Annotated in this window: 17 protein-coding genes and 1 CRISPR repeat array; of the genes, 12 read left to right on the top strand and 5 right to left on the bottom strand. The window is 43.8% G+C overall.

Annotated elements, in window-relative coordinates:
- From E2L07_RS14005 to cas2, 8 genes are all read left to right on the top strand, one after another.
- Positions 1-748 (top strand): UPF0236 family transposase-like protein (locus E2L07_RS14005; RefSeq protein ID WP_208401999.1); only part of this gene is annotated, 748 nt, incomplete at its 5' end.
- 958 nt (positions 749-1,706) lie between these two features.
- Entirely contained in the window at positions 1,707-4,109 is a 2,403-nt protein-coding gene (gene cas3, locus E2L07_RS14010; protein WP_134229863.1) for a CRISPR-associated helicase Cas3', read from the top strand.
- 417 nt (positions 4,110-4,526) lie between these two features.
- Positions 4,527-5,237 (top strand): type I-C CRISPR-associated protein Cas5c, encoded by a 711-nt coding sequence (gene cas5c, locus E2L07_RS14015; RefSeq protein ID WP_134229864.1) that lies wholly within the window; start codon positions 4,527-4,529, stop codon positions 5,235-5,237.
- A gap of 1 nt (position 5,238) precedes the next feature.
- The gene (gene cas8c, locus E2L07_RS14020; protein WP_134229865.1) at positions 5,239-7,122 is read left to right on the top strand and encodes a type I-C CRISPR-associated protein Cas8c/Csd1; all 1,884 of its coding nucleotides are present in this window, start codon (positions 5,239-5,241) and stop codon (positions 7,120-7,122) included.
- Positions 7,119-7,970: a type I-C CRISPR-associated protein Cas7/Csd2 gene (cas7c, locus tag E2L07_RS14025; protein WP_134229866.1), complete on the top strand. Its 852-nt coding sequence runs from the start codon at positions 7,119-7,121 to the stop codon at positions 7,968-7,970. The genes cas8c and cas7c overlap by 4 nt, the downstream gene beginning before the upstream one ends.
- Positions 7,960-8,619, top strand: coding sequence for a CRISPR-associated protein Cas4 (cas4, locus tag E2L07_RS14030; RefSeq protein WP_134229881.1), 660 nt, complete (start codon positions 7,960-7,962; stop codon positions 8,617-8,619). The genes cas7c and cas4 overlap by 11 nt, the downstream gene beginning before the upstream one ends.
- Positions 8,616-9,647, top strand: coding sequence for a type I-C CRISPR-associated endonuclease Cas1c (gene cas1c / locus E2L07_RS14035; protein ID WP_134229867.1), 1,032 nt, complete (start codon positions 8,616-8,618; stop codon positions 9,645-9,647). Before cas4 ends, cas1c begins: the two co-directional genes overlap by 4 nt.
- A gap of 8 nt (positions 9,648-9,655) precedes the next feature.
- Positions 9,656-9,946, top strand: coding sequence for a CRISPR-associated endonuclease Cas2 (cas2, locus tag E2L07_RS14040; RefSeq protein ID WP_134229868.1), 291 nt, complete (start codon positions 9,656-9,658; stop codon positions 9,944-9,946).
- A 181-nt stretch (positions 9,947-10,127) separates the two neighbouring features.
- Positions 10,128-13,343: a CRISPR direct-repeat array (repeat unit 32 nt; unit sequence GTCGCACTCTTCATGGGTGCGTGGATTGAAAT).
- Between the two features lie 328 nt (positions 13,344-13,671).
- Here cas2 and E2L07_RS14045 read toward each other — a convergent pair.
- The 5 genes from E2L07_RS14045 to E2L07_RS14070 form a co-directional block, all read right to left on the bottom strand.
- Entirely contained in the window at positions 13,672-14,229 is a 558-nt protein-coding gene (locus tag E2L07_RS14045; protein ID WP_134229869.1) for a hypothetical protein, read from the bottom strand.
- 15 nt (positions 14,230-14,244) lie between these two features.
- Positions 14,245-15,144, bottom strand: coding sequence for an SAR2788 family putative toxin (locus E2L07_RS14050; RefSeq protein WP_134229870.1), 900 nt, complete (start codon positions 15,142-15,144; stop codon positions 14,245-14,247).
- 13 nt (positions 15,145-15,157) lie between these two features.
- Positions 15,158-16,018: a S8 family peptidase gene (locus tag E2L07_RS14055; protein WP_243854962.1), complete on the bottom strand. Its 861-nt coding sequence runs from the start codon at positions 16,016-16,018 to the stop codon at positions 15,158-15,160.
- A 523-nt stretch (positions 16,019-16,541) separates the two neighbouring features.
- Entirely contained in the window at positions 16,542-17,186 is a 645-nt protein-coding gene (locus E2L07_RS14060) for a hypothetical protein (RefSeq protein ID WP_134229872.1), read from the bottom strand.
- 917 nt (positions 17,187-18,103) lie between these two features.
- Entirely contained in the window at positions 18,104-18,454 is a 351-nt protein-coding gene (locus tag E2L07_RS14070) for a helix-turn-helix domain-containing protein (RefSeq protein WP_010896525.1), read from the bottom strand.
- Between the two features lie 160 nt (positions 18,455-18,614).
- On the opposite strand from E2L07_RS14070, the gene E2L07_RS14075 reads away from it, so the two are divergent.
- From E2L07_RS14075 to E2L07_RS14090, 4 genes are all read left to right on the top strand, one after another.
- Positions 18,615-18,893 (top strand): helix-turn-helix transcriptional regulator, encoded by a 279-nt coding sequence (locus tag E2L07_RS14075; RefSeq protein WP_166740084.1) that lies wholly within the window; start codon positions 18,615-18,617, stop codon positions 18,891-18,893.
- A gap of 130 nt (positions 18,894-19,023) precedes the next feature.
- Entirely contained in the window at positions 19,024-20,574 is a 1,551-nt protein-coding gene (locus tag E2L07_RS14080; RefSeq protein ID WP_134229874.1) for an ABC transporter substrate-binding protein, read from the top strand.
- 48 nt (positions 20,575-20,622) lie between these two features.
- Positions 20,623-21,540 carry an ABC transporter permease gene (locus E2L07_RS14085; protein ID WP_134229875.1) on the top strand — a complete coding sequence of 306 codons (918 nt, stop codon included), beginning with the start codon at positions 20,623-20,625 and terminating at the stop codon, positions 21,538-21,540.
- A gap of 16 nt (positions 21,541-21,556) precedes the next feature.
- Positions 21,557-22,504 carry an ABC transporter permease gene (locus tag E2L07_RS14090; protein ID WP_134229876.1) on the top strand — a complete coding sequence of 316 codons (948 nt, stop codon included), beginning with the start codon at positions 21,557-21,559 and terminating at the stop codon, positions 22,502-22,504.
- Positions 22,505-22,711: the final 207 nt, after the last annotated feature.

The raw sequence follows: 22,711 nt of genomic DNA on the forward strand, positions 1-22,711 counted from the left end.
AAAAGAAAAGCGACATTATGTTCATCGAGGGAAAGAACCGTTTTGGGAGGGGCTTGAGACTTTTCTCATGGAGACGTTTGACTACGACCCTGCGGTGCATCGACTGGTCATTAATGGGGATGGAGCCACCTGGATCACCAGTTGTCGAGATTATTTTCAAGGGCGAGCCTTCTTTACGATTGATCGTTTCCATGTAGCACGTGATATTAGAAGATTGTTCAAAGGTCATCGGCGTTATCGGGCTATGCAGAAAGCCCTCGCAAAGTACGATGGAGAAACCCTCATGATAGAGCTAAACAGTGCAGTGGGAACGCTTGAGACAGAAGCGAAAGAAGAGCGTTTAGAGGCGCTGATTCATCAGCTTGAGCAATACCCTGAAGCATTGGGAGATTATAGAGAATGGCTGAAAGATCAAGGAATTGATCCGACAGGGTTCCGTCCAATGGGAAGTGCCGAGGGAACGATGAGTGTCTTTGCGAAGCGTCTAAAAAATGGACGAAGTTGGGTTGAAAAAGGTGCTAGTGCCATGATGACAGCGATGGTTGCGTTGATGGATAAAATTCCGCTCAAAACACTGATTGGTCGCGTTGAAAAATGGACAGAACCAAAAGAAGAACGTCCTCCAAAGTATTTTGTGGAGAAGGTAGAAAGTACAATTGGCGAAGCGACACGTAACAACGTCATGTATCTCAAACAAAGAGCGAATATTCCAGTGTATCGAGCACTGAAAGACTTGAAAGGCTTTTAAAAACCATAAGATTCTAGACAGAGGAGAACCATAAATTCATAAATTCGCTTACACTCATGAGGATGGAAAATACTCCTCCCACAAAAGGTTGACACAATCGAGTTGATGGTGTGATTTGCGAGACTTTTTGATTTTGTGTATAATTCATTTCGAGTCCTCCTTCGTACTAATTAAGGATCAGTAGCTACTGATACCTCGTATCGTACAGGAGGGCTCTTTCTGTTTCAAACCTCAAATTCTTTCATTACAGGAATGCTCCTTTATGTTTTTTTAAATACTAAACCGTCGCACTCTACATGGGTGCGTGGATTGAAATTGCTACTTCATGCGGCTGCTACGGAGTGACGGCAAAGTCGCACTCTATATGAGTGCGTGGATTGAAATAATGTCTTGATTTTGCCATATGCCGTACCTGTGTAAGTCGCACTCTACACGAGTGCGTGGATTGAAATCGTCAGCGTACGAAGATCCTTCATAGCCGTAGAAGTCGCACTCTACATGGGTGCGTGGATTGAAATTTTGATATTGCCGTATTTCTATCTCCGTTCGCTGCGTCGCACTCTACATAGCGCCCCTGCACCAACATCATCGAGCGGTGACACCCGATGACACCTAAAACTTTCATCATACGTGTCGCCATTCTCCATAAAGTGGCCCCTGTAAACAAGCGAACTTATACTCATGTGAAATAACCTTTTCTCCTTTTAAACCGAGAGAAGGTTATTTGCTTTCTCTATCTAAATTCCCATGCATCTAATGAAAACGACCAAACACGGTGACTTCCCCAAATAAAAATGGGCCTCGCGAAATCGTTATAGTCTTTTACCCTACCTTTAGACCGCAACTAAAGGACAATAAGCTAGAAAAAGAGGGAATTATGTCTATATTTTGATGATTTTTGGCGCATAGTCTGGTAAAATGTACATAATTAAGTAAATCTATTATAGGAGATTCGATTATGTACATTGCCCATATTCGAGAGGTTGATAAGGTGATTCAGACCCTTAAAGAGCACTTGTGCGGTGTCCAATGTTTAGCCGAAACGTTTGGAGCGAAATTGAGGTTACAACATGTAGCTGGATTGGCGGGGCTCCTCCACGATCTAGGGAAATACACGAATGAATTCAAAGATTATATCTATAAAGCTGTGTTTGAGCCCGAGTTAGCTGAGAAAAAGAGAGGTCAAGTTGACCATTCCACGGCAGGGGGCAGATTGTTATACCAAATGCTTCATGACAGAGAGAACTCCTTCCACGAAAAGCTTCTTGCCGAAGTTGTTGGTAATGCCATTATTTCACACCATTCTAACTTGCAAGACTACATTTCTCCCACCATAGAATCAAACTTCCTTACGCGTGTTTTAGAAAAAGAACTGCCAGAATATGAGTCAGCGGTTGAGCGATTTTTTCAAGAGGTCATGACAGAAGCGGAATTGGCTAGGTATGTAGCTAAAGCGGTAGACGAAATAAAGCAGTTCACGGATAACAGCCCAACACAAAGCTTTTTCCTCACAAAATACATTTTCAGTTGTTTAATTGATGCGGATCGTACGAATAGTCGAATGTTTGATGAACAAGCTAGGGAAGAAGAACCGACTCAGCCTCAACAGTTGTTTGAGCACTATCATCAACAATTGCTCAACCATCTTGCTTCATTAAAAGAAAGCGACAGTGCGCAGAAACCAATTAATGTACTGCGGTCTGCTATGTCTGAGCAGTGCGAGTCATTTGCCATGCGGCCATCTGGTATTTACACGCTATCCATTCCGACAGGGGGTGGGAAAACGCTGGCTAGCCTTCGCTACGCATTAAAACATGCTCAAGAATATAACAAACAGAGAATTATTTATATTGTTCCTTTTACTACAATCATAGAACAGAATGCCCAAGAAGTAAGAAACATCTTGGGAGATGACGAAAACATTTTAGAACATCATTCAAATGTAGTCGAAGACAGCGAGAACGGTGACGAGCAAGAGGATGGAGTCATCACGAAAAAGGAGCGGCTGAGGCTCGCCCGAGACAATTGGGATCGCCCGATTATCTTTACCACCCTTGTCCAATTCCTCAATGTTTTTTATGCGAAAGGTAACCGTAATACGCGGCGTTTACACAACTTAAGCCATTCCGTCTTAATTTTTGATGAAGTGCAGAAAGTACCGACCAAATGCGTTTCTCTTTTTAACGAAGCCCTTAACTTTCTTAAAGAGTTTGCACATTGCAGTATTCTTCTCTGTACAGCGACTCAACCTACCCTCGAAAATGTAAAACATAGTCTCCTGAAAGACCGGGATGGGGAAATCGTGCAGAATTTGACTGAAGTCTCCGAAGCTTTTAAACGAGTTGAGATTCTAGATAAAACGGATCAGCCAATGACCAATGAGAGGTTAGCAGAATGGGTTAGAGACGAGGCGCCATCATGGGGCAGTACGCTCATCATTCTGAATACCAAAAAGGTTGTCAAAGACTTGTATGAAAAGCTAGAGGGTGGGCCTTTGCCAGTTTTCCATTTAAGTACATCGATGTGCGCTGCTCACCGCAAGGACCAGTTAGATGAAATTCGGGCATTGCTTAAAGAAGGTACTCCGTTTATTTGCGTGACCACTCAATTGATTGAAGCAGGGGTCGACGTCAGCTTTAAATGTGTGATCCGCTCACTTGCTGGACTCGATTCAATTGCTCAAGCGGCTGGGAGATGCAATCGACATGGGGAAGAGCAGTTGCAATACGTATACGTGATTGATCATGCGGAGGAAACGTTATCGAAGTTGAAAGAAATTGAGGTTGGGCAGGAGATTGCCGGAAATGTCCTTGCCAGATTTAAAAAGAAGGCAGAGAAATATGAAGGGAATTTGCTCTCTCAAGCAGCAATGCGTGAATACTTTCGATATTACTACAGTAAAATGGACGCTAATTTAAATTACTTTGTCAAAGAAGTCGACAAAGACATGACCAAGCTTTTGATGAGTCATGCTGTGGAAAATAGCTATGTCACCTACTATCAAAAAAAGACAGGTACTCATTTCCCTCTCTTATTAAATGGAAGCTATAAGACGGCAGCTGACCATTTTCGCGTCATTGATCATAATACGACCTCGGCTATCGTCCCATACGGAGAAGGCCAGGACATTATTGCTCAATTAAACAGTGGAGAGTGGGTTGACGACTTATCAAAGGTGTTGAAAAAGGCGCAGCAGTATACAGTCACCCTTTATTCACAAGAAATTGACCAGTTAAAAAAGGAAGGCGCCATCGTTATGCATTTGGACGGTATGGTGTATGAATTAAAGGAAAGCTGGTATAGCCACGAGTACGGAGTTGATTTCAAAGGAGAAGGCGGGATGGACTTTATGTCATGGTAAAAGACCTATCTTATTGCAGATAGGCTTTCGTACATACTTATTATTACTTCAATCCACGCACTCGTATAGAGTGCGACATCATGCTGTGGAAGTTATTCATTGCTCAAGCTCAATCCCTAATTAAGAATTAATTTATGACAATTGAATCAGATTAGAACTTATTCTAAAAAATTTGGATTGATTTTTCAATAAAAAGTAAGTACGTACGTTTCCCACCTTGACTGCATATATTTAGTGCAGAGAGGAGGAAAAAAGAATGATAACAGTTCTAATTAGCGTAAAAATCGAGATTCTCTACCCAAAAATTTTATTACGAATAGTAAAAGCAATCTAAAAGAGAATTTCTGAGAATATCGCAGTCTGATTAAAGGAATACATTCAGGCTGCGATACCCCATAAAGGAGGTGAAACCAACCCATGAGAAACGAAGTCCAATTTGAGCTATTTGGAGACTACGCGCTTTTTACTGATCCTCTCACGAAGATTGGTGGGGAGAAGCTTTCCTACAGTGTCCCTACCTATCAGGCGTTGAAAGGAATTGCTGAAAGCATCTACTGGAAGCCGACGATTGTCTTTGTTATCGATGAGCTTCGGGTGATGAAGCCGATTCAGATGGAGTCTAAAGGGGTGCGTCCGATTGAATATGGAGGGGGTAATACGCTTGCCCATTATACGTATTTAAAAGACGTGCATTATCAGGTAAAGGCCCATTTTGAATTCAATCTTCACCGACCTGACTTGGCGTTTGACCGCAATGAAGGGAAGCATTACAGCATTCTTCAGCGTTCTTTGAAAGCTGGGGGGCGGAGAGATATTTTTCTTGGGGCGAGAGAGTGCCAAGGATATGTAGCTCCGTGTGAGTTTGGGAGTGGCGACGGTTTTTATGATCGACAAGGGAAGCATCATTTAGGAACGATGGTTCATGGATTTAACTATCCTGATGAGACAGGTCAACATCAGCTTGATGTGCGTTTATGGTCTGCTGTAATGGAGAATGGGTACATCCAATTTCCAAGGCCCGAAGACTGTCCGATTGTCCGACCTGTGAAAGAGATGGAGCCCAAAATCTTTAATCCAGACAATGTTCAATCTGCCGAGCAATTACTCCATGACTTAGGAGGTGAGTGAAATGAGTTGGTTGCTTCACCTATACGAAACCTATGAAGCCAATCTCGATCAGGTTGGGAAAACGGTGAAAAAGGGAGAGGATCGAGAATACACATTGCTGCCGATCTCCCATACGACCCAAAATGCTCATATCGAAGTAACACTTGACGAAGATGGCGACTTTCTAAGAGCAAAAGCATTAACGAAAGAGAGCACGTTAATCCCTTGTACAGAAGAGGCTGCCAGTCGCTCAGGTTCAAAGGTTGCACCGTACCCTCTTCACGATAAGCTTAGCTATGTTGCTGGTGATTTTGTCAAATACGGAGGAAAGATCAAAAATCAAGACGATGCTCCTTTTGACACCTATATAAAAAATTTAGGTGAGTGGGCCAATTCCCCGTATGCGACGGAGAAGGTGAAGTGCATTTATACGTATTTGAAAAAAGGGCGATTGATTGAAGACTTGGTCGACGCAGGTGTCCTTAAGCTCGATGAAAACCAACAATTGATCGAAAAATGGGAAAAGCGATATGAAGAGCTACTGGGGGAAAAGCCCGCTATTTTTTCAAGTGGTGCTACCGATCAAGCGAGTGCTTTTGTGAGATTCAATGTTTTTCACCCTGAGTCGATCGACGATGTTTGGAAAGACAAAGAGATGTTTGATTCATTTATTTCTTTTTATAATGACAAATTAGGCGAAGAGGATATTTGTTTCGTCACAGGGAACAGGCTTCCTAGCACAGAACGCCATGCAAATAAGATCCGTCATGCGGCGGATAAGGCAAAATTAATATCAGCTAATGATAACTCTGGTTTTACCTTCCGTGGGCGATTTAAAACAAGTCGAGAAGCCGTGGGCATTAGCTATGAGGTTTCTCAAAAGGCCCATAATGCTTTGAAATGGCTCATTCATCGCCAAAGTAAAAGCATTGATGATCGTGTGTTTCTTGTTTGGAGTAATGATAACAGTCTTGTGCCTAACCCAGATGAGGATGCGGTAGACATCATGAAGCATGCCAACCGTGAGTTAGAAAGAGATCCAGATACAGGGCAAATTTTTGCAGGTGAAGTTAAGAAAGCGATCGGCGGCTATCGGAGTGACTTGAACTATCAACCAGAGGTTCATATTCTCGTTCTTGATTCAGCAACGACTGGGAGAATGGCCGTTCTTTATTATCGAAGTCTCAATAAAGAACTCTATTTGAATCGTTTAGAGGCGTGGCATGATTCGTGTGCATGGGAGCACCGGTATCGAAGGGACGAAAAGGAGTTTATTTCGTTTTATGGGGCACCTGCAACGAAGGATATTGCATTTGCCGCTTATGGACCGAGAGCGAGTGAAAAGGTCATAAAAGGCTTAATGGAACGAATGCTTCCTTGTATTGTCGATGGGCGTCGGGTCCCAAAGGATATTGTTAGAAGTGCCTTCCAACGGGCTTCAAATCCGGTCTCGATGGAGCGCTGGGAATGGGAAAAAACATTAAGTATCACATGTGCCCTTATTAGAAAAATGCACATTGAACAAAAGGAGGAATGGGGCGTGCCACTTGATAAAAGCTCAACGGACCGCAGCTACTTGTTTGGACGCTTGCTGGCTGTTGCTGATGTGTTGGAGCGAGGGGCTCTCGGTAAGGACGAAACAAGAGCTACCAATGCTATTCGTTATATGAACTCATATTCAAAAAATCCAGGACGTACGTGGAAAACGATTCAGGAAAGCTTGCAGCCGTACCAAGCCAAACTCGGAACTAAAGCGACCTATTTATCAAAGCTAGTCGACGAGATCGGCGATCAATTTGAGCCAGGGGACTTTAACAACAACCCTCTGACGGAACAATATTTGCTTGGGTTTTATAGTCAACGTCGTGAGCTTTATAAGAAAAAAGAGGAGGAGACCAACCAATGACTATACTTGATCACAAAATTGATTTTGCTGTTATTCTATCTGTTACTAAAGCCAATCCGAATGGAGATCCCCTTAACGGAAACCGCCCACGTCAAAATTACGATGGGCATGGGGAGATTTCTGATGTTGCGATCAAGCGTAAAATTCGCAATCGTTTGCTAGATATGGAAGAACCTATTTTTGTTCAATCTGATGACCGTAAAGCAGATTCTTTTAAAAGTTTGCGAGATCGTGCAGATTCGAATCCTGAGTTAGCCAAAATGCTGAAAGCAAAAAATGCGTCTGTTGATGAATTTGCAAAAATTGCTTGTCAAGAGTGGATGGATGTGCGTAGTTTTGGACAAGTATTTGCGTTTAAAGGCTCCAATTTATCCGTTGGTGTTCGCGGTCCTGTGTCGATTCACACAGCAACGAGCATTGATCCTATTGATATTGTTAGCACCCAGATTACAAAAAGTGTTAACTCGGTCACGGGTGATAAACGTAGCTCAGACACCATGGGAATGAAGCACCGTGTCGACTTTGGTGTTTATGTGTTCAAAGGGAGCATTAACACGCAGCTTGCAGAGAAAACAGGCTTTACGAATGAAGATGCGGAAAAAATCAAGCAGGCACTCATCACCCTGTTTGAAAATGACAGCTCTTCCGCCCGCCCTGATGGGAGCATGGAGGTCCATAAAGTGTACTGGTGGGAGCATTCTTCAAAGCTTGGACAATACTCTTCTGCCAAAGTGCATCGTTCATTAAAAATTGAATCAAAGACGGATACACCTAAGAGTTTTGATGATTATGCCGTTGAACTATATGAATTAGATGGCTTGGGTGTTGAAGTGATTGATGGTCAGTAATGAAGAAGACCGCTATTTGCTGTTGTCGGGACTCCAGCACTTTCAGTTTTGCAAACGACAGTGGGCCTTGATTCACATCGAGCAGCAGTGGGAAGAGAATGTCAGGACGATTGAAGGGCAGCATTTGCATAAAAAAGCCGACCAACCGTTTATGAAAGAAAAGCGGGGAAGCAAATTGACCGTTCGCGCCATGCCCATTCAATCTAAGAACCTTCAAATAAGTGGTATATGCGATGTAGTGGAATTTGTTCAGGATTCAGAAGGCATCGAGTTGTCGGGTGTGTCAGGCTGCTATAAGGCATTTCCTGTTGAATACAAGCGAGGGAAGCCAAAGAAGGGCGATGAAGATATTGTTCAATTGGTGGCTCAAGCGATGTGCTTAGAGGAAATGCTTGTTTGTCGCATTGATAAAGGATATTTGTTTTACAACGAGATCAAGCACCGCGTCGAAGTGCCAATCACGGATGCTTTAAGAGATAAAGTAGTACAGATGGCAAAAGAGATGCACCATTACTATGAAAATCGTCATACACCGAAAGTGAAGACAGGCCCTTTTTGCAACAATTGCTCGTTGCAATCTATTTGCTTGCCGAAGCTGATGAATAAACGCTCTGTGAAACGTTACATTGAGGGGAGGCTGAGCGAATGAAAAAGCTATTAAACACTCTATATGTGACTCAGCCTGATACGTATTTGTCCCTTGATGGTGATAATGTGGTATTACTCAAAGAGCAAGAAAAGCTTGGCAGGTTACCCCTTCACAATTTAGAGGCGATCGTCAGCTTTGGTTATACAGGGGCTAGCCCTGCACTCATGGGGTATTGCGCAGAGCGAAACATTTCGATCACCTTTTTAACGAAAAATGGGCGTTTTTTGGCGAGAGTGGTCGGGGAAAGTCGAGGCAATGTGGTTTTAAGAAAGACACAATACCGCCTGTCTGAGAACGATCAAGAGTCCACAAAAATTGCCCGAAACTTTATCACAGGGAAGGTATACAACAGCAAATGGATGCTTGAACGGATGACGAGGGAACATCCGCTTCGGGTCAATGTTGAACAATTTAAAGCAACCTCTCAACTTCTGTCCGTTATGATGCAAGAGATCCGCAATTGTGACAGCTTAGAAAGTTTACGTGGATGGGAAGGGCAGGCGGCGATCAACTATAATAAAGTGTTTGATCAGATGATCTTGCAGCAGAAAGAGGACTTCGCTTTTCATGGACGTTCAAGAAAGCCGCCAAAGGACAATGTGAATGCGATGTTATCATTTGCTTACACGTTACTCGCCAATGATGTAGCTGCTGCGCTCGAAACGGTGGGTCTTGATGCTTATGTCGGTTTTATGCATCAAGACCGTCCTGGCCGGGCGTCCCTTGCCCTGGATCTTATGGAAGAACTAAGGGGCCTTTATGCTGATCGATTTGTTCTTTCCCTTATTAATCGTAAGGAAATGACAGCGGATGGATTTTATAAAAAGGAAAACGGAGCTGTCCTGATGACGGATGAAGCACGTAAAACGTTTTTGAAAGCATGGCAAACCAAGAAACAGGAAAAAATCACGCATCCATATCACGGAGAAAAAATGTCGTGGGGGCTAGTACCTTATGTACAGGCTTTGCTGCTGGCGCGCTTTCTTCGAGGAGATTTAGACGAATATCCGCCATTTCTGTGGAAGTAGGTGAAAGCATGCTTGTTTTAATTACGTATGATGTCCAAACCTCAAGCATGGGAGGCACGAAAAGGCTTCGAAAAGTGGCCAAAGTGTGCCAAAATTATGGACAACGAGTGCAAAACTCTGTCTTTGAGTGCATTGTGGATTCAACTCAATTAACGTCGTTAAAATTAGAACTCACTAGTTTAATTGACGAAGAAAAAGACAGTTTGCGCATCTACCGATTAGGAAACAACTATAAAACCAAAGTAGAGCATATTGGAGCCAAGCCATCTATCGATGTAGAGGACCCTCTTATCTTTTAATGGTGCGAACCCCAAGCGCACATAAAATCCCTAGAGGACCCGCACCAAAAAACGAGCATATTATGTGTAAATATGTGATACTATGTAATAGAATGTAGATCACAACATGGAAAAAGAACAGAATGAACGAAAATTTCCTATTTTATCAAAGTGATTTTCTAGAATCTAGGGGATTTTCGCTGTCGCACTCTTCATGGGTGCGTGGATTGAAATCTAACGAATTAAATTACATCGTCGAAGAAATCACGTCGCACTCTTCATGGGTGCGTGGATTGAAATTGCGACTCCCCACTCACCATCACAAACGATCCTTGTCGCACTCTTCATGGGTGCGTGGATTGAAATGCGCCTCTTCCATCGTGATCCCCTCAGCCTTGGCGTCGCACTCTTCATGGGTGCGTGGATTGAAATAAGACATTAGCTTTTTTCTAAAAGCAAGAAAGCGAGTCGCACTCTTCATGGGTGCGTGGATTGAAATTTTTGTGATGAGATTCGTGGAGCCCAAGCGTTCAACGTCGCACTCTTCATGGGTGCGTGGATTGAAATTTTCGCATAAACAGACATAGCTTTGACTTGCCCTGTCGCACTCTTCATGGGTGCGTGGATTGAAATTAATTGAAGTAGCTTCAAGGCTGAAAGAGGAACGGTCGCACTCTTCATGGGTGCGTGGATTGAAATACCGTATGCGTATTGTTAAGGTTTTGGAAGAACAGTCGCACTCTTCATGGGTGCGTGGATTGAAATCAGAAGCGAGGGAGCTAGCGGACAAGATTACAACGTCGCACTCTTCATGGGTGCGTGGATTGAAATCAGTCGGCTTATATCAAATTTTTAGAAAAAGAAGTCGCACTCTTCATGGGTGCGTGGATTGAAATCCTCCGCCTTTGTAGTAAATCTTTTTATCGCCAGGTCGCACTCTTCATGGGTGCGTGGATTGAAATATTAGAGCGAAATCGCTAAAGAAAGTATTTAAAGTCGCACTCTTCATGGGTGCGTGGATTGAAATATACTCACTACATTGCAAGATGTAGGCGCTACTGGTCGCACTCTTCATGGGTGCGTGGATTGAAATGCCCGAAAAACCTTGAAGTTGTCTGGAAGGACACGTCGCACTCTTCATGGGTGCGTGGATTGAAATTGATGACGTTTCTATATCATCTAATGGTTTTATACGTCGCACTCTTCATGGGTGCGTGGATTGAAATTGGCTATCATCGCAGGATACATTAGTTTTTTGGGGTCGCACTCTTCATGGGTGCGTGGATTGAAATTTTGGATGAAACCATGAGAGAAATGCAGGCAGAAAGTCGCACTCTTCATGGGTGCGTGGATTGAAATCATCTTTGCCAACTCCGTCACCGCGAATCAGATAGGTCGCACTCTTCATGGGTGCGTGGATTGAAATTTGCAGCAAACATTCTATGTTTTAAAAAGCGAAAGTCGCACTCTTCATGGGTGCGTGGATTGAAATTCTCTTGTACCCCCTCAAGTTAGAGGAGATAATGTCGCACTCTTCATGGGTGCGTGGATTGAAATTTCAATCCCGACCGCAATTCCTTCTGGGATCCATGTCGCACTCTTCATGGGTGCGTGGATTGAAATGTCTATTGTAAACTCACCTAAAGTATTATAAAATGTCGCACTCTTCATGGGTGCGTGGATTGAAATTGAGCCACACTAGAGTCTACCTATTCCTCCACCGGTCGCACTCTTCATGGGTGCGTGGATTGAAATGATTAAGTGATGTAAGTTGCCGTATTCGTCGACTCGTCGCACTCTTCATGGGTGCGTGGATTGAAATATTTGCTACATCGTGATATGTTCCCGTCCATTGTGTCGCACTCTTCATGGGTGCGTGGATTGAAATATTCATATCGATCCACAGATCGCCTAAGGCGGGAGTCGCACTCTTCATGGGTGCGTGGATTGAAATGATACCACACGATTTATAGATACCATCGATGACGGTCGCACTCTTCATGGGTGCGTGGATTGAAATTCGTGAGCTTTCAATAGCGGTGTTAGCTGATCCATGTCGCACTCTTCATGGGTGCGTGGATTGAAATCTTGCGTGACTTTCTTTTCCGCGTATTCTTGTACGTCGCACTCTTCATGGGTGCGTGGATTGAAATTCCGCTTTCAAACCCTCTTACATAGTTCCTTCCACGTCGCACTCTTCATGGGTGCGTGGATTGAAATAATTAAGTGATGTAAGTTGCCGTATTCGTCGACTGTCGCACTCTTCATGGGTGCGTGGATTGAAATGCCCCGCCAATGGCTTTATCCATTCCACCTTTAGGTCGCACTCTTCATGGGTGCGTGGATTGAAATCTCCTGGTGAGTTGACATATAGATTAATAGTGTCGTCGCACTCTTCATGGGTGCGTGGATTGAAATCTCCTGGTGAGTTGACATATAGATTAATAGTGTCGTCGCACTCTTCATGGGTGCGTGGATTGAAATCTCGAATAACCTAAACCTCGTTGAATACTTATCTCGTCGCACTCTTCATGGGTGCGTGGATTGAAATGTAACTTATCTGCAGATAGAATATTCTTGTACCAAGTCGCACTCTTCATGGGTGCGTGGATTGAAATAATTAAGTGATGTAAGTTGCCGTATTCGTCGACTGTCGCACTCTTCATGGGTGCGTGGATTGAAATCTTCTGTGTCACGGTACTTATCGACTTCAAAAAGCACGTCGCACTCTTCATGGGTGCGTGGATTGAAATCCGTCCATTGTCTGACATGACGTTGTGACATCCATGTCGCACTCTTCATGGGTGCGTGGATTGAAATCATCCTGTAAGGTTTTATTTAGCTCGATAAAGGGTCGCACTCTTCATGGGTGCGTGGATTGAAATATCCGTACCATACAATTCTTGCGTAAAAAATGTTGTCGCACTCTTCATGGGTGCGTGGATTGAAATTATACAGCGGAAATCCAAGAAGCCTTTAAGCCAGAGTCGCACTCTTCATGGGTGCGTGGATTGAAATTTTTTTAGCACGCTCATATGCACTTATAATGTCCGTCGCACTCTTCATGGGTGCGTGGATTGAAATGAGAAAGTCAACGTATCGTGCTGTGATTCTGCGCCCGTCGCACTCTTCATGGGTGCGTGGATTGAAATTTTCGAGAAAGTCAACGTATCGAGCGGTTATCCTGTCGCACTCTTCATGGGTGCGTGGATTGAAATTCCTGCCCACTCTAATAATCTAGCTTGGTTTTCTGTCGCACTCTTCATGGGTGCGTGGATTGAAATAAGATAAAACTCAAAGACTTGAAGGACGTGAACAGGTCGCACTCTTCATGGGTGCGTGGATTGAAATTAACACAAGCCGGTTTAATTCTAGTGGCGAAAACGGTCGCACTCTTCATGGGTGCGTGGATTGAAATATGCCTCTCAATCATGCTTGATCCGGGTGACACTCATGAACGTGTATTCGAATAAAATCAAGTCAGAGGTTAAAAGACCTTACAGACTCGGAACGGAAATTACTGATTGTCTTTTATGATTAATGCAGGCAAGCCGCTTTCCCTTCCAATCATCAGCCTGCGTATAAGAAGAAGTGAGGGCGAGATTCGCAAAATGGTGGACGATTTATGTAAACGGGGATGGCTAGCCCCTGAAAATGGTCGCTTAAAGGTGATGAGGAGTGTAATAAAATAAGACCGCCCCTCACTAGGTAGAGACGGTGATTTTCCAATTCTTTTGTATAGTTGTTTAATCCAAAAAACTAAACATCTCTAAATTTTCCAAGTACCATTGGAAATATTCATCCTCTGGATCTTCCTTATAATCTAACAGACCAGCCTCAACCTTACCAGCGATGACTAACGCATTAATATAACGGCCAATCTTTTCACATTCGCGTACAATGAATTCGGTGACATGTTTACCGTCCTTACTTTCAAGAATTACATTGACCCTTCGGCCTTCATGTTCATCGATGTTAATATGGGTGAGAGTGTGATCTTCCTTCGTTTCTAATTGATTAAAATCAAACGGATTTAAACGGTTGTCGATTATTTCCTCACAGTGTTCCTTTTTTTCTGTTGGTGAGTACCATTTGTTTAAGATCACAGGGTCGTCGATGACTAAGCACTTGTAAATAGAATCTTCATCTAAGTGATCGTGAAACTTTAACTTAATCATGTATTCATTAGGGATTTCTCTCGCTTTAAATTTTGAGACCAGAATTCTTTCCACATCATCTCGAGTAAAAACAAGCTGTTTCTTTTGGCGTAGGTATTTTTTAAATAACTTGTTATAATCTTTCAAAGTATTCCATACCTCCTATTTAACTGGGGGTCCATAAAAAGCATGGGAAGCGGGCTTTTTATTTCCTGCGTGCCAATGCCAGTATCGTCCTTTCCGAGGTTTTCCGTCCTTTCTATCAACCTCTTTATACGGAGATTTCTTAGGGTTCGCACGTTGTGCGATTTGTTTTGCTTGATTACTTGATACTGACCACGTATCTCTTCCGCTCTTGAAGCGTTTTACAGCCCCAGACAAGCTTAATCCTCTGCCTATATAAACATCTCCATTTCTAATAGCTGCTTGGAAATGATTATACTTTTTATCTCTTTTCTTATTTTTAGCTTTTGAACCAGTCAATTGATTGGCGGCAACAAATGCTACACCTCCAACGATAATCATTCCCCCGGCATGATATAACGCAGTAAGTGCAGATTTACTTAGAAGAATACCTGCAGGGATGGCAAAAGCAATTGAAGCTGTCCCTTCACTAGAATCATAGTCAATTACTTCTCCTGTTTCAATTTCTTTGTAAGAAGCTACAAACTCTTCTTCGTCCAGCTCTTCAATTTCAAACTCGTATTCAGTAAATGTCTCTTCTCCATCTATTATATCGGTCACTGTCAACTTAAATACATCACTACCTGGCTCAACTTCAATTACAGCTTGAATAAAATGTCCATCTTCTGCTTCAACTTCCGTTTCAATCATCAGAACGTCATAATCAATCTCCAAATTTAATAATTCTATATTCTCTTCCTCTAGCTCTTCTTCTAGATCTTCTTCTAGATCTTCTTCAATCTCCTCTATCCACTGGTCTTCAAAATCACTATTCTTTTCAGCATTCAGTTGAGCTTGGACATGATTTAATGGAACACTACTCAATATTAGTGCTAAAACTAAGAATGATATGAACGTTTTATAAATAATCTTGTTCATAGATAAACTCCCTTCATTTTATTACAAGAATACCCTTTCCAAATTCATCTTCTACTCCTTCAAGAAAATGAACATGTTGGTTTAGTATATGATCAATTGATTGATCTACTTCCCTAAGATCACTAATTAAAACAGCTATAGCTCCTGTTGCATAAGCAGTTGCAAAGGATGTCCCTTCATATATAGAGTACCCTCCCACTGGGTCCGTAGAGATAATTGAGACTCCTGGAGCAACATAATCAACCTTTCCTTTTGCTGTCGAACTGGGCCGATTCATGTCGGCATCTATTGCTGAAATTGAGAGAGTATGATGGAACCTAGCAGGATAATCCACACCTAAGCCATATGTATTTCCCGCGGCCGCTACGATAATAATTCCTTGCGATACGGCTTCTTCAATCACACGCTCAAGACTCCGATTTTTCGACTGAAAACCAAAACTAATATTGATAATGTCTACTTGCTCCGCCATACACCATTCGATAGCAGAGATCAAGTCTTCTACACTCCCTTTCCCTTCAGCATTTAAAACCTTCACATCATACAACTCCACATCTTGTGTCACGCCAATAATCCCCACGTCATTATCATTGGCCGTGATAATTCCGGCTACTGCTGTCCCATGTCCATAATCGTCTTCAACAGGCTGACCAGGATTTATAGCGTTAAACTCTTTCACTACTTTCCCTTGTAAATCTTCGTGCTCTTTATAGATCCCACTGTCTAGGACAGCTACTTTCACGGGAGTTTTCGATACACTTGTTTGATACCCTACAAGTTCAATCCCCCAAGGAATCACTTGCTCCTCGCCAACTTTATCCAGTTGTTCTTCAGGCGTTTGTAGGTTTTTACTATCCCCCTCACAACCTATCAAAACAACAGTCACTATAAATGTCAAAATACCTATTAAAAATCCTTTTATTTTATATACACCCCCACCTTAATACTCATTTAAAGTACAAAAAAATAATACACATTAACATTTAGCTAGTCAACAATTTTTTCCACAATATTGATGATTGTGGGATGAAACCATATGATTGTTAAATTTAGAATACTTTATTAAGATTAAAAAATGATACAATATTCTCATGAGAGTAATAGTAGTCTAGAATGATTCTATAGTATTTACAGGTGATTTTAATAAAGTAACCAGTATAAGAAAAGATGACAAAGCTATAGTAATGTATGCGGGGAAAGAAGAGAGATAAAAGTTAAATTTTATAAACAAGTTGGAGTGGAGTTACTTTAAGATAGCCTTATTTTAGAAAGAACATATAAAACAATGATGATATTCTCGCCGATAAATCAGGAGGTATAGTGTTAATATTTATAAATATATTGTTTTTGTTATCATACTTTGACTGGCTGTATACCTTCCAAGGTTTTTTAAACTATTATGACGGCTTCTTCGGGAATACAGTATAAGACCAGGAATAAATCGTATCAACGACGAAAATAATGCCCCACAGCATGGCGATGCTATAGATCGTCTCATTTGGATAGGGGCTTTGTTCATACGTTCCATGTTCAATCCAGGACCAATCCTTTACGTAAGCTAGGCTTTCGGACAGACTGTCGGTTCCCATTGAGATAAAGATCATTTGTGCTGTCACGAAGAGGGCGATGTGGATATAGGACGATCTGCGATAGCTTCGTGCCACATACGCCGGGTCTTTTTGTAAGGATATCAGCTGTCGGTCTTTCTCTGTTAATAAATCGATGCCTTTCCATCCTCCGATTTTTTTCCGCATCCAGCGATCGAGTTTCTTGAAGTCGCCAATCCCAAAGGTGATCGCGTATAAGACGAAGACCGTAATAATGATTTGCAGGGTGGAAATCTCCCCCGTTTTGTTGTATAACCACCATGCTAATGCTGCTTCCAATGCGGTAATGCCGATAAATAATAGAATAAATAGTAAGCTTGCTTTCCGAATGTTGAAATAATATCGTGTCACACCAAAGAGCAGCAGGCAAATCACCGTAAGAACTTCCATTGTAATAAAAATCTCCACCTGGTAATCAAGAAAAATAGTGCTCATTTGTCCCCTCCAATTAAACGGTTTTGGCTTCATTCAACGAGTACATCATGAAGGCCTTCCCATGTTTCCTTTCCATCTAGTTTAGTCCCTTCTTGTTGTGATCACTATTCATATGTATCATGATTTTTATGTGACAGGTGTCATACGTGGAAAGAACTCTCAGACCATGATGTGGAGTAAGGGCTTGCCAAATGACAAGGTCGTGTTAATGAAGGGAAGGACACATCCGGTGATATTCATTGAACCTTTGTTTTTGTGGTTCTACAATAAATGTTGGGGTTTTCGCACAAAAGAGGGCAAAAAAATGCACGCAGGCTTCTTTATCCATTATTCTTGAAATGCTTAGGAACAAAGAAAGGACAGGAGCTGCGTGTACGATTTACCATGGAGTTGCCCAGATTAAAAGAGGTGAAGATTGCCGATATTCGAAGATTCTCTCAAGGTCATGTCTGGTATAATAGAAGAGCAATAGAATAGGATTTCTCGAGGGTGGTCGGCACACTCCCAAGTTGAAAGGGGGTGGTGCTGTTTGACGGTATTTGAAGCGTTGATGTTTGCCGTAGCGTTTGCGACTTTAATCATCGCGGTGCTGTCGTTTCATGAAAAAAAATAATCCACCCTTGAGTTAGCGGCTCAGGTGGATTCGTCTATCCTATGGCCGATCCCCTTGGAGGGAACCGTTTTATTGCATGACCGTCGATGTTACCGCATCGGCGGTTCTTTGTTAATATGCTTCATTCTACTCACATTATACCGCAGAGCTTTTGTAAAAGCAAAAGCGTCTTCGACAAACGAGTCAATCTCATCATCTCCAGGTCAAAAGGGTATGGAAAAGACACTCCGGTTTGCGCCGGGGTGTCTTTTTAAGTGACCGCGCAACCTTGGCATCCCTGACCCCAATCATCGCGCCGTCCTGTCTATTGACTTTTCTCTTCTTTTTCCCTCTTGAGTCTTCTGAACAGTTCGAGCTGTTCGTCTAGAAAGCGAAGTTCCTCATCGTCGAGGTCTTTGTATTTGTAGGATAGCGGGTGTTCGTGCACTGAGCTGTTGGCGTACGGTTCTTTTGCATCGGTTTCTCCTGCTAGGAAGGCGATGGAGACGTTGTATTTCTGGGCGAGTTGTTTCAGTTTGCCGATGGACGGCTCGTTGCGGCCTTGTTCATAGAAGCCGTAGGCGCTTTCGGTGATGTTAAGAAATGAGGCAACTTCCTGTTGGGTGAGGTTGTGGGCATTTCGCAGTTCGCGTAAACGGTCTTTAAGTTCAGCCATAAGCATGTCCTTTCTTTCGTTATTATTTTCCATTATACAACTAATGGTTGGGTGGACGGAAGGAAACTCGAAATAACACTTTGAAAAATTGGGAAAAACCGTTGACTCCCTATTATTTGTTGGGTAAACTATGACTAGAAAATGTTGGGGAGTGATCGATTTGCGTAGACGGGAAAAATTGATTTCTTTTCGGAAAGGGAAAAATTGGTCTCAGCAAGATGTGGTTGATTTGTTGAAACTCAGGTACGACGTCTCCATAACGGAGAGCTATTACGGGATGATAGAACAAGGCGTGAGGATGCCGAGTTTAACGGTTGCGATCGCGGTCTCTCATTTGTTTCAAGTCGAGCCTTCCGTCCTATTTGGCGTTCCCCGTCGCAAAGCTCACGATCCAAATTTTTCAAAGATAAGAAATGGGTTCGATAAAAGGGATGAATAATCCTTTATTTGTAAAAAAACAACCTGTTTCCGTCAAAAAAAGATGAAGGGGTGGAGTCGCTTTTCTACAAACAACGTTCATCTGAGCGGTATTGTCTGTATTTTCAAAATAGTACTTTCGGGAGGTAACGATGAATAAGATATGGGTTTTTGTCGCTGTTGTTTTACTGCTCGTTGGCTGTGGCGGTAACCAGGAAGAAGTGGGTTCTTCGGAGAGCGAGACGGATTCGAATGATGAAGCGGATCGGACGTTAACAATCGCCATCGGAACAGACATCGTGTCGTTTGATATTCATGACCATAACAATACGTCCACAGAAGCGGTTCACGATAACATGTTCAATTACCTCTTTAAACGGGATGAGAACAATGTCATTCAACCAGAGCTTGTGGAGACGTTTGAATCAATCGATGATCGGACGGTTGAGATGACCTTAAAAGAAGGCGTCACCTTCCATAACGGGGACCCGCTCACGTCAGAGGATGTGAAGTTTACCCTTGAGCGCGTCGCCACCGATGATACGTTACAAGAGTATCCGAACTACAAGCAGATCAAGGAAGTGGAGATTAAGGACGAGTTAACGTTTCGAGTCATTACCCATGAACCGGAACCATCCTTGTTTCACCGTTTGTCACGGCTTGGTTCAGGAATTTTACCGAAAACCTACATCGAGGAAGAGGGATGGGATCACTTTCTCGCCAATCCGGTCGGGACAGGCCCGTACCAATTTAAAGAGTGGGTCCGTGATTCGAAAATTGTGTTGACGCCTTATGAGAATTACTTTGAAGGAGCTGTGGACGAATGGGATGAGGTCGTGTTTCGCGTCATTCCGGAAAACTCCACTCGGGTAGCGGAGCTGCTTACAGGAGGTGCCGACATTGCTGTCAACATTCCGTCCGCTGATTGGGAGCGGGTAGAGGAAAACGAAGGGACATCGATGAAAACCGAGACGTCCAACCGAACGATTATGCTCATTTTACGGGCAACGGAAGGCTATCCGACTGCTGACGTCCGCGTGCGTCAAGCGCTTGATCTTGCGATTGATAACAAGGCGATCACAGAAAATGTGTTGCGCGGCGGCGGGATTCCGACGAAAACGCGCGTTGCGCCAGGCAATTTTGGCGCAGAAGAGTCGCTTTACAATACGTACGATTATGATGTGGAGAAAGCGAAACAATTGCTGAAGGAGGCTGGTTATCCTGACGGGTTTGAGATGACGCTCCATTCACCGCATGGACGTTATTTACAGGATGCTGAAGTTGCGGAGATGATCGCGGGGATGCTGCAGGCAATTAATGTAGAGGTTCGTCTAGAGTTTATGGAGTGGAGCAATTTTGTCGAGATGCGGCAGGCAGGAGAAAACAAAGACGCCTATTTGATTGGCCTCGGCAACTCTATGTTTGATGGTGCTTATTCCGTTGACTGGCACCGCTCCGATCGTTTTGTCGGTGAGACGGATTACAAAAACGAAGAGATTGACGCACTGTTAGAAGCATCCGCCGTGAACATGGATGAGGAGGAACGGGCGAAACAAATTCAGGAGATTCAACGGATTGCCGCGGAAGAGGTCCCTCATATTATGCTACACCAAGAAACGCTCCATTACGGGGTGAGTGATCGGATTGCATTTGTCCCGTCCATGGATGAAATGATTTATGTTCCAGCGATTACGAGAAAATGATTGGAAAAGCCAGAGCTTACCTGGCTTGTGGAAAAAGGAGGGGGATTTGTGGCCGCGTTTGTGTTCAAACGATTGGCGGAAATGATTCCTGTGCTGTTTATCATTTCCTTTATTGTGTTTGCACTCGTCTTTGTAGCCGGTAATCCGGTGGCGCTTATGCTGCCGGAGGATGCTTCTCAGGAAGACATTGACCAGCTGACCGCCTCCCTCGGGTTGGACCAGCCGTTTTTAGTTCAATACGGTAAGTACTTGCTCAACTTAATTCAAGGGGATTTTGGCGAGTCGTTCCGTTATAACACAAGCGCTCTGCCGCTCGTACTCGAGAGGCTTCCAGCTACTCTTGAGCTGGCGGTCGCCGCGTTAGTGCTTGCGGTGGCGATGGCGATTCCCCTTGGTGTTTGGTCAGCGACGAAGCAACATTCGCCCGTTGACTTGCTTGCGGCTGGAGGGTCTGTCATTGGCAAGGCGATGCCGAACTTTTGGCTTGGAATTATGCTCATTTTGATTTTTTCTGTCATGCTTGGCTGGTTCCCAGTGTCAGGGCGGGGAACGCTCGGTCATTTAGTGCTTCCAGCGATGACGTTGGCGACAGGGATTGCGGCGGAGATCACACGATTGCTTCGGTCGAGCATGATCGAAATTTTAAATCAGGATTACATTCGAACGGCGAGAAGCAAAGGGATTCGCGAGGGAATGGTCGTGTACAAGCATGCGTTTCGCAATTCCCTCATTCCTCTCGTCACGATTGTCGCGTTGCAAACATCGACCGTGGTCGGTGGAACGTTGATTACGGAAACGGTGTTTTCGTGGCCAGGACTCGGACAGCTGCTCATTCAAGCCGTTCATATCCGAGACATGGCAATTGTGCAGGCGTGTGTGTTCGTCATTGCGATCTTAGTTATTTTCATGAACTTAGTAGCCGACGTTTTGTATCGGCTGCTCGATCCGCGGATCAAATACGAGTAGAGGAGGTGCCGGATTAATGGAAACAGAAACGACGGTCACACGCCTTATGCGGCAAAGCAGGACAATGGGCTCAAAGCGTCTACTTGCTTGGGGGCGGCGTCTGATACGGAGCAAGACGGGGACGGTGGGCTTGATCATTGTGTTGGTAGTCTTGCTTTTGGCCGCTTTTGCCGACGTTCTAGCACCTCACAACCCACATGAGGTAAATCCAGCCATGATGTTAAAGCCACCTGCCTGGTTGGACGGGGGCTCCAGCGAACACTTTCTTGGTACCGATCATTTGGGGCGCGACATCTGGAGTCGAATGGTGTATGGTTCGCGGATCTCGCTACTCGTCGGAGTGACAGCTGTCGTCCTCGCTGGGCTTATTGGCGTGACGGTTGGAATGGTCGCCGGATTTTATGGTGGCTGGTTGGATACCGCGTTCATGCGGTTAGTGGATTCGTTTTTGTCTATACCCAACATTTTGTTGGCTCTCGTCATTTTAAGTGTCTTCGGTCCAGGGGTTTGGACATTGATTTTCGTGCTTGGTGTTACAAACTGGGTGAACTATGCTCGGCTTGTCCGCGGAGAAGTGCTGTCGATTAAGGAAAGGGAGTTTGTGAAGGCAGCGCGGGCAATTGGCGTAAAAAATCGCATGGTGATGGTTCGCCATCTGTTGCCGAATGTCGTGTCTCCATTTATCGTCATTTCTACGTTAAGTGTGGCAACAACCATTATTTTAGAGGCGTCCCTCAGCTTTTTAGGGTTAGGGATACAGCCTCCCGATATTTCGTGGGGCGGTATTTTAAGTGATGGGCGCGACTATATTGCGACAAGCTGGTGGCTTGCAACCTTTCCGGGTCTTGCGATTACGTTGACGGTGTTAGGCATCATTTTCCTAGGCGACTGGCTCCGAGATGTGCTTGACCCGCGCGGCCAAAGCCGGCGAGGTAATGTCAAAAGTTCTATGAAAACTCACTAGGCATTCAGTTCTTTTCTCTTTTGTGGGTGGAGGAGCCCCGCAATCGCTCTTGACAAACACGCCAATGGTTTTGACTAAGGCTAAACAAGGGCGAAGGGGACAAAAGAAGGCATACCAAATAGCCCTTGGTTATTTCCATTTTAAACCATTGGCAAGTTCGGTTTGTCAAGAGTTCGCTACGCCGATTGCTGATGTTAGGGCTCAGCT

Origin of the sequence: Halalkalibacterium halodurans (genome assembly GCF_004376175.1) — a bacterium.
GTDB lineage: Bacteria > Bacillota > Bacilli > Bacillales > Bacillaceae_D > Halalkalibacterium > Halalkalibacterium halodurans.

Coding starts and splice junctions, on each gene's coding strand:
- cas3 (WP_134229863.1), top strand. CDS start 1,707: ATGTACATTGCCCATATTCGAGAGGTTGATAAGGTGATTCAGACCCTT.
- cas5c (WP_134229864.1), top strand. CDS start 4,527: ATGAGAAACGAAGTCCAATTTGAGCTATTTGGAGACTACGCGCTTTTT.
- cas8c (WP_134229865.1), top strand. CDS start 5,239: ATGAGTTGGTTGCTTCACCTATACGAAACCTATGAAGCCAATCTCGAT.
- cas7c (WP_134229866.1), top strand. CDS start 7,119: ATGACTATACTTGATCACAAAATTGATTTTGCTGTTATTCTATCTGTT.
- cas4 (WP_134229881.1), top strand. CDS start 7,960: ATGGTCAGTAATGAAGAAGACCGCTATTTGCTGTTGTCGGGACTCCAG.
- cas1c (WP_134229867.1), top strand. CDS start 8,616: ATGAAAAAGCTATTAAACACTCTATATGTGACTCAGCCTGATACGTAT.
- cas2 (WP_134229868.1), top strand. CDS start 9,656: ATGCTTGTTTTAATTACGTATGATGTCCAAACCTCAAGCATGGGAGGC.
- E2L07_RS14050 (WP_134229870.1), bottom strand. CDS start 15,144: ATGAACAAGATTATTTATAAAACGTTCATATCATTCTTAGTTTTAGCA.
- E2L07_RS14060 (WP_134229872.1), bottom strand. CDS start 17,186: ATGAGCACTATTTTTCTTGATTACCAGGTGGAGATTTTTATTACAATG.
- E2L07_RS14070 (WP_010896525.1), bottom strand. CDS start 18,454: ATGGCTGAACTTAAAGACCGTTTACGCGAACTGCGAAATGCCCACAAC.
- E2L07_RS14080 (WP_134229874.1), top strand. CDS start 19,024: ATGAATAAGATATGGGTTTTTGTCGCTGTTGTTTTACTGCTCGTTGGC.
- E2L07_RS14090 (WP_134229876.1), top strand. CDS start 21,557: ATGGAAACAGAAACGACGGTCACACGCCTTATGCGGCAAAGCAGGACA.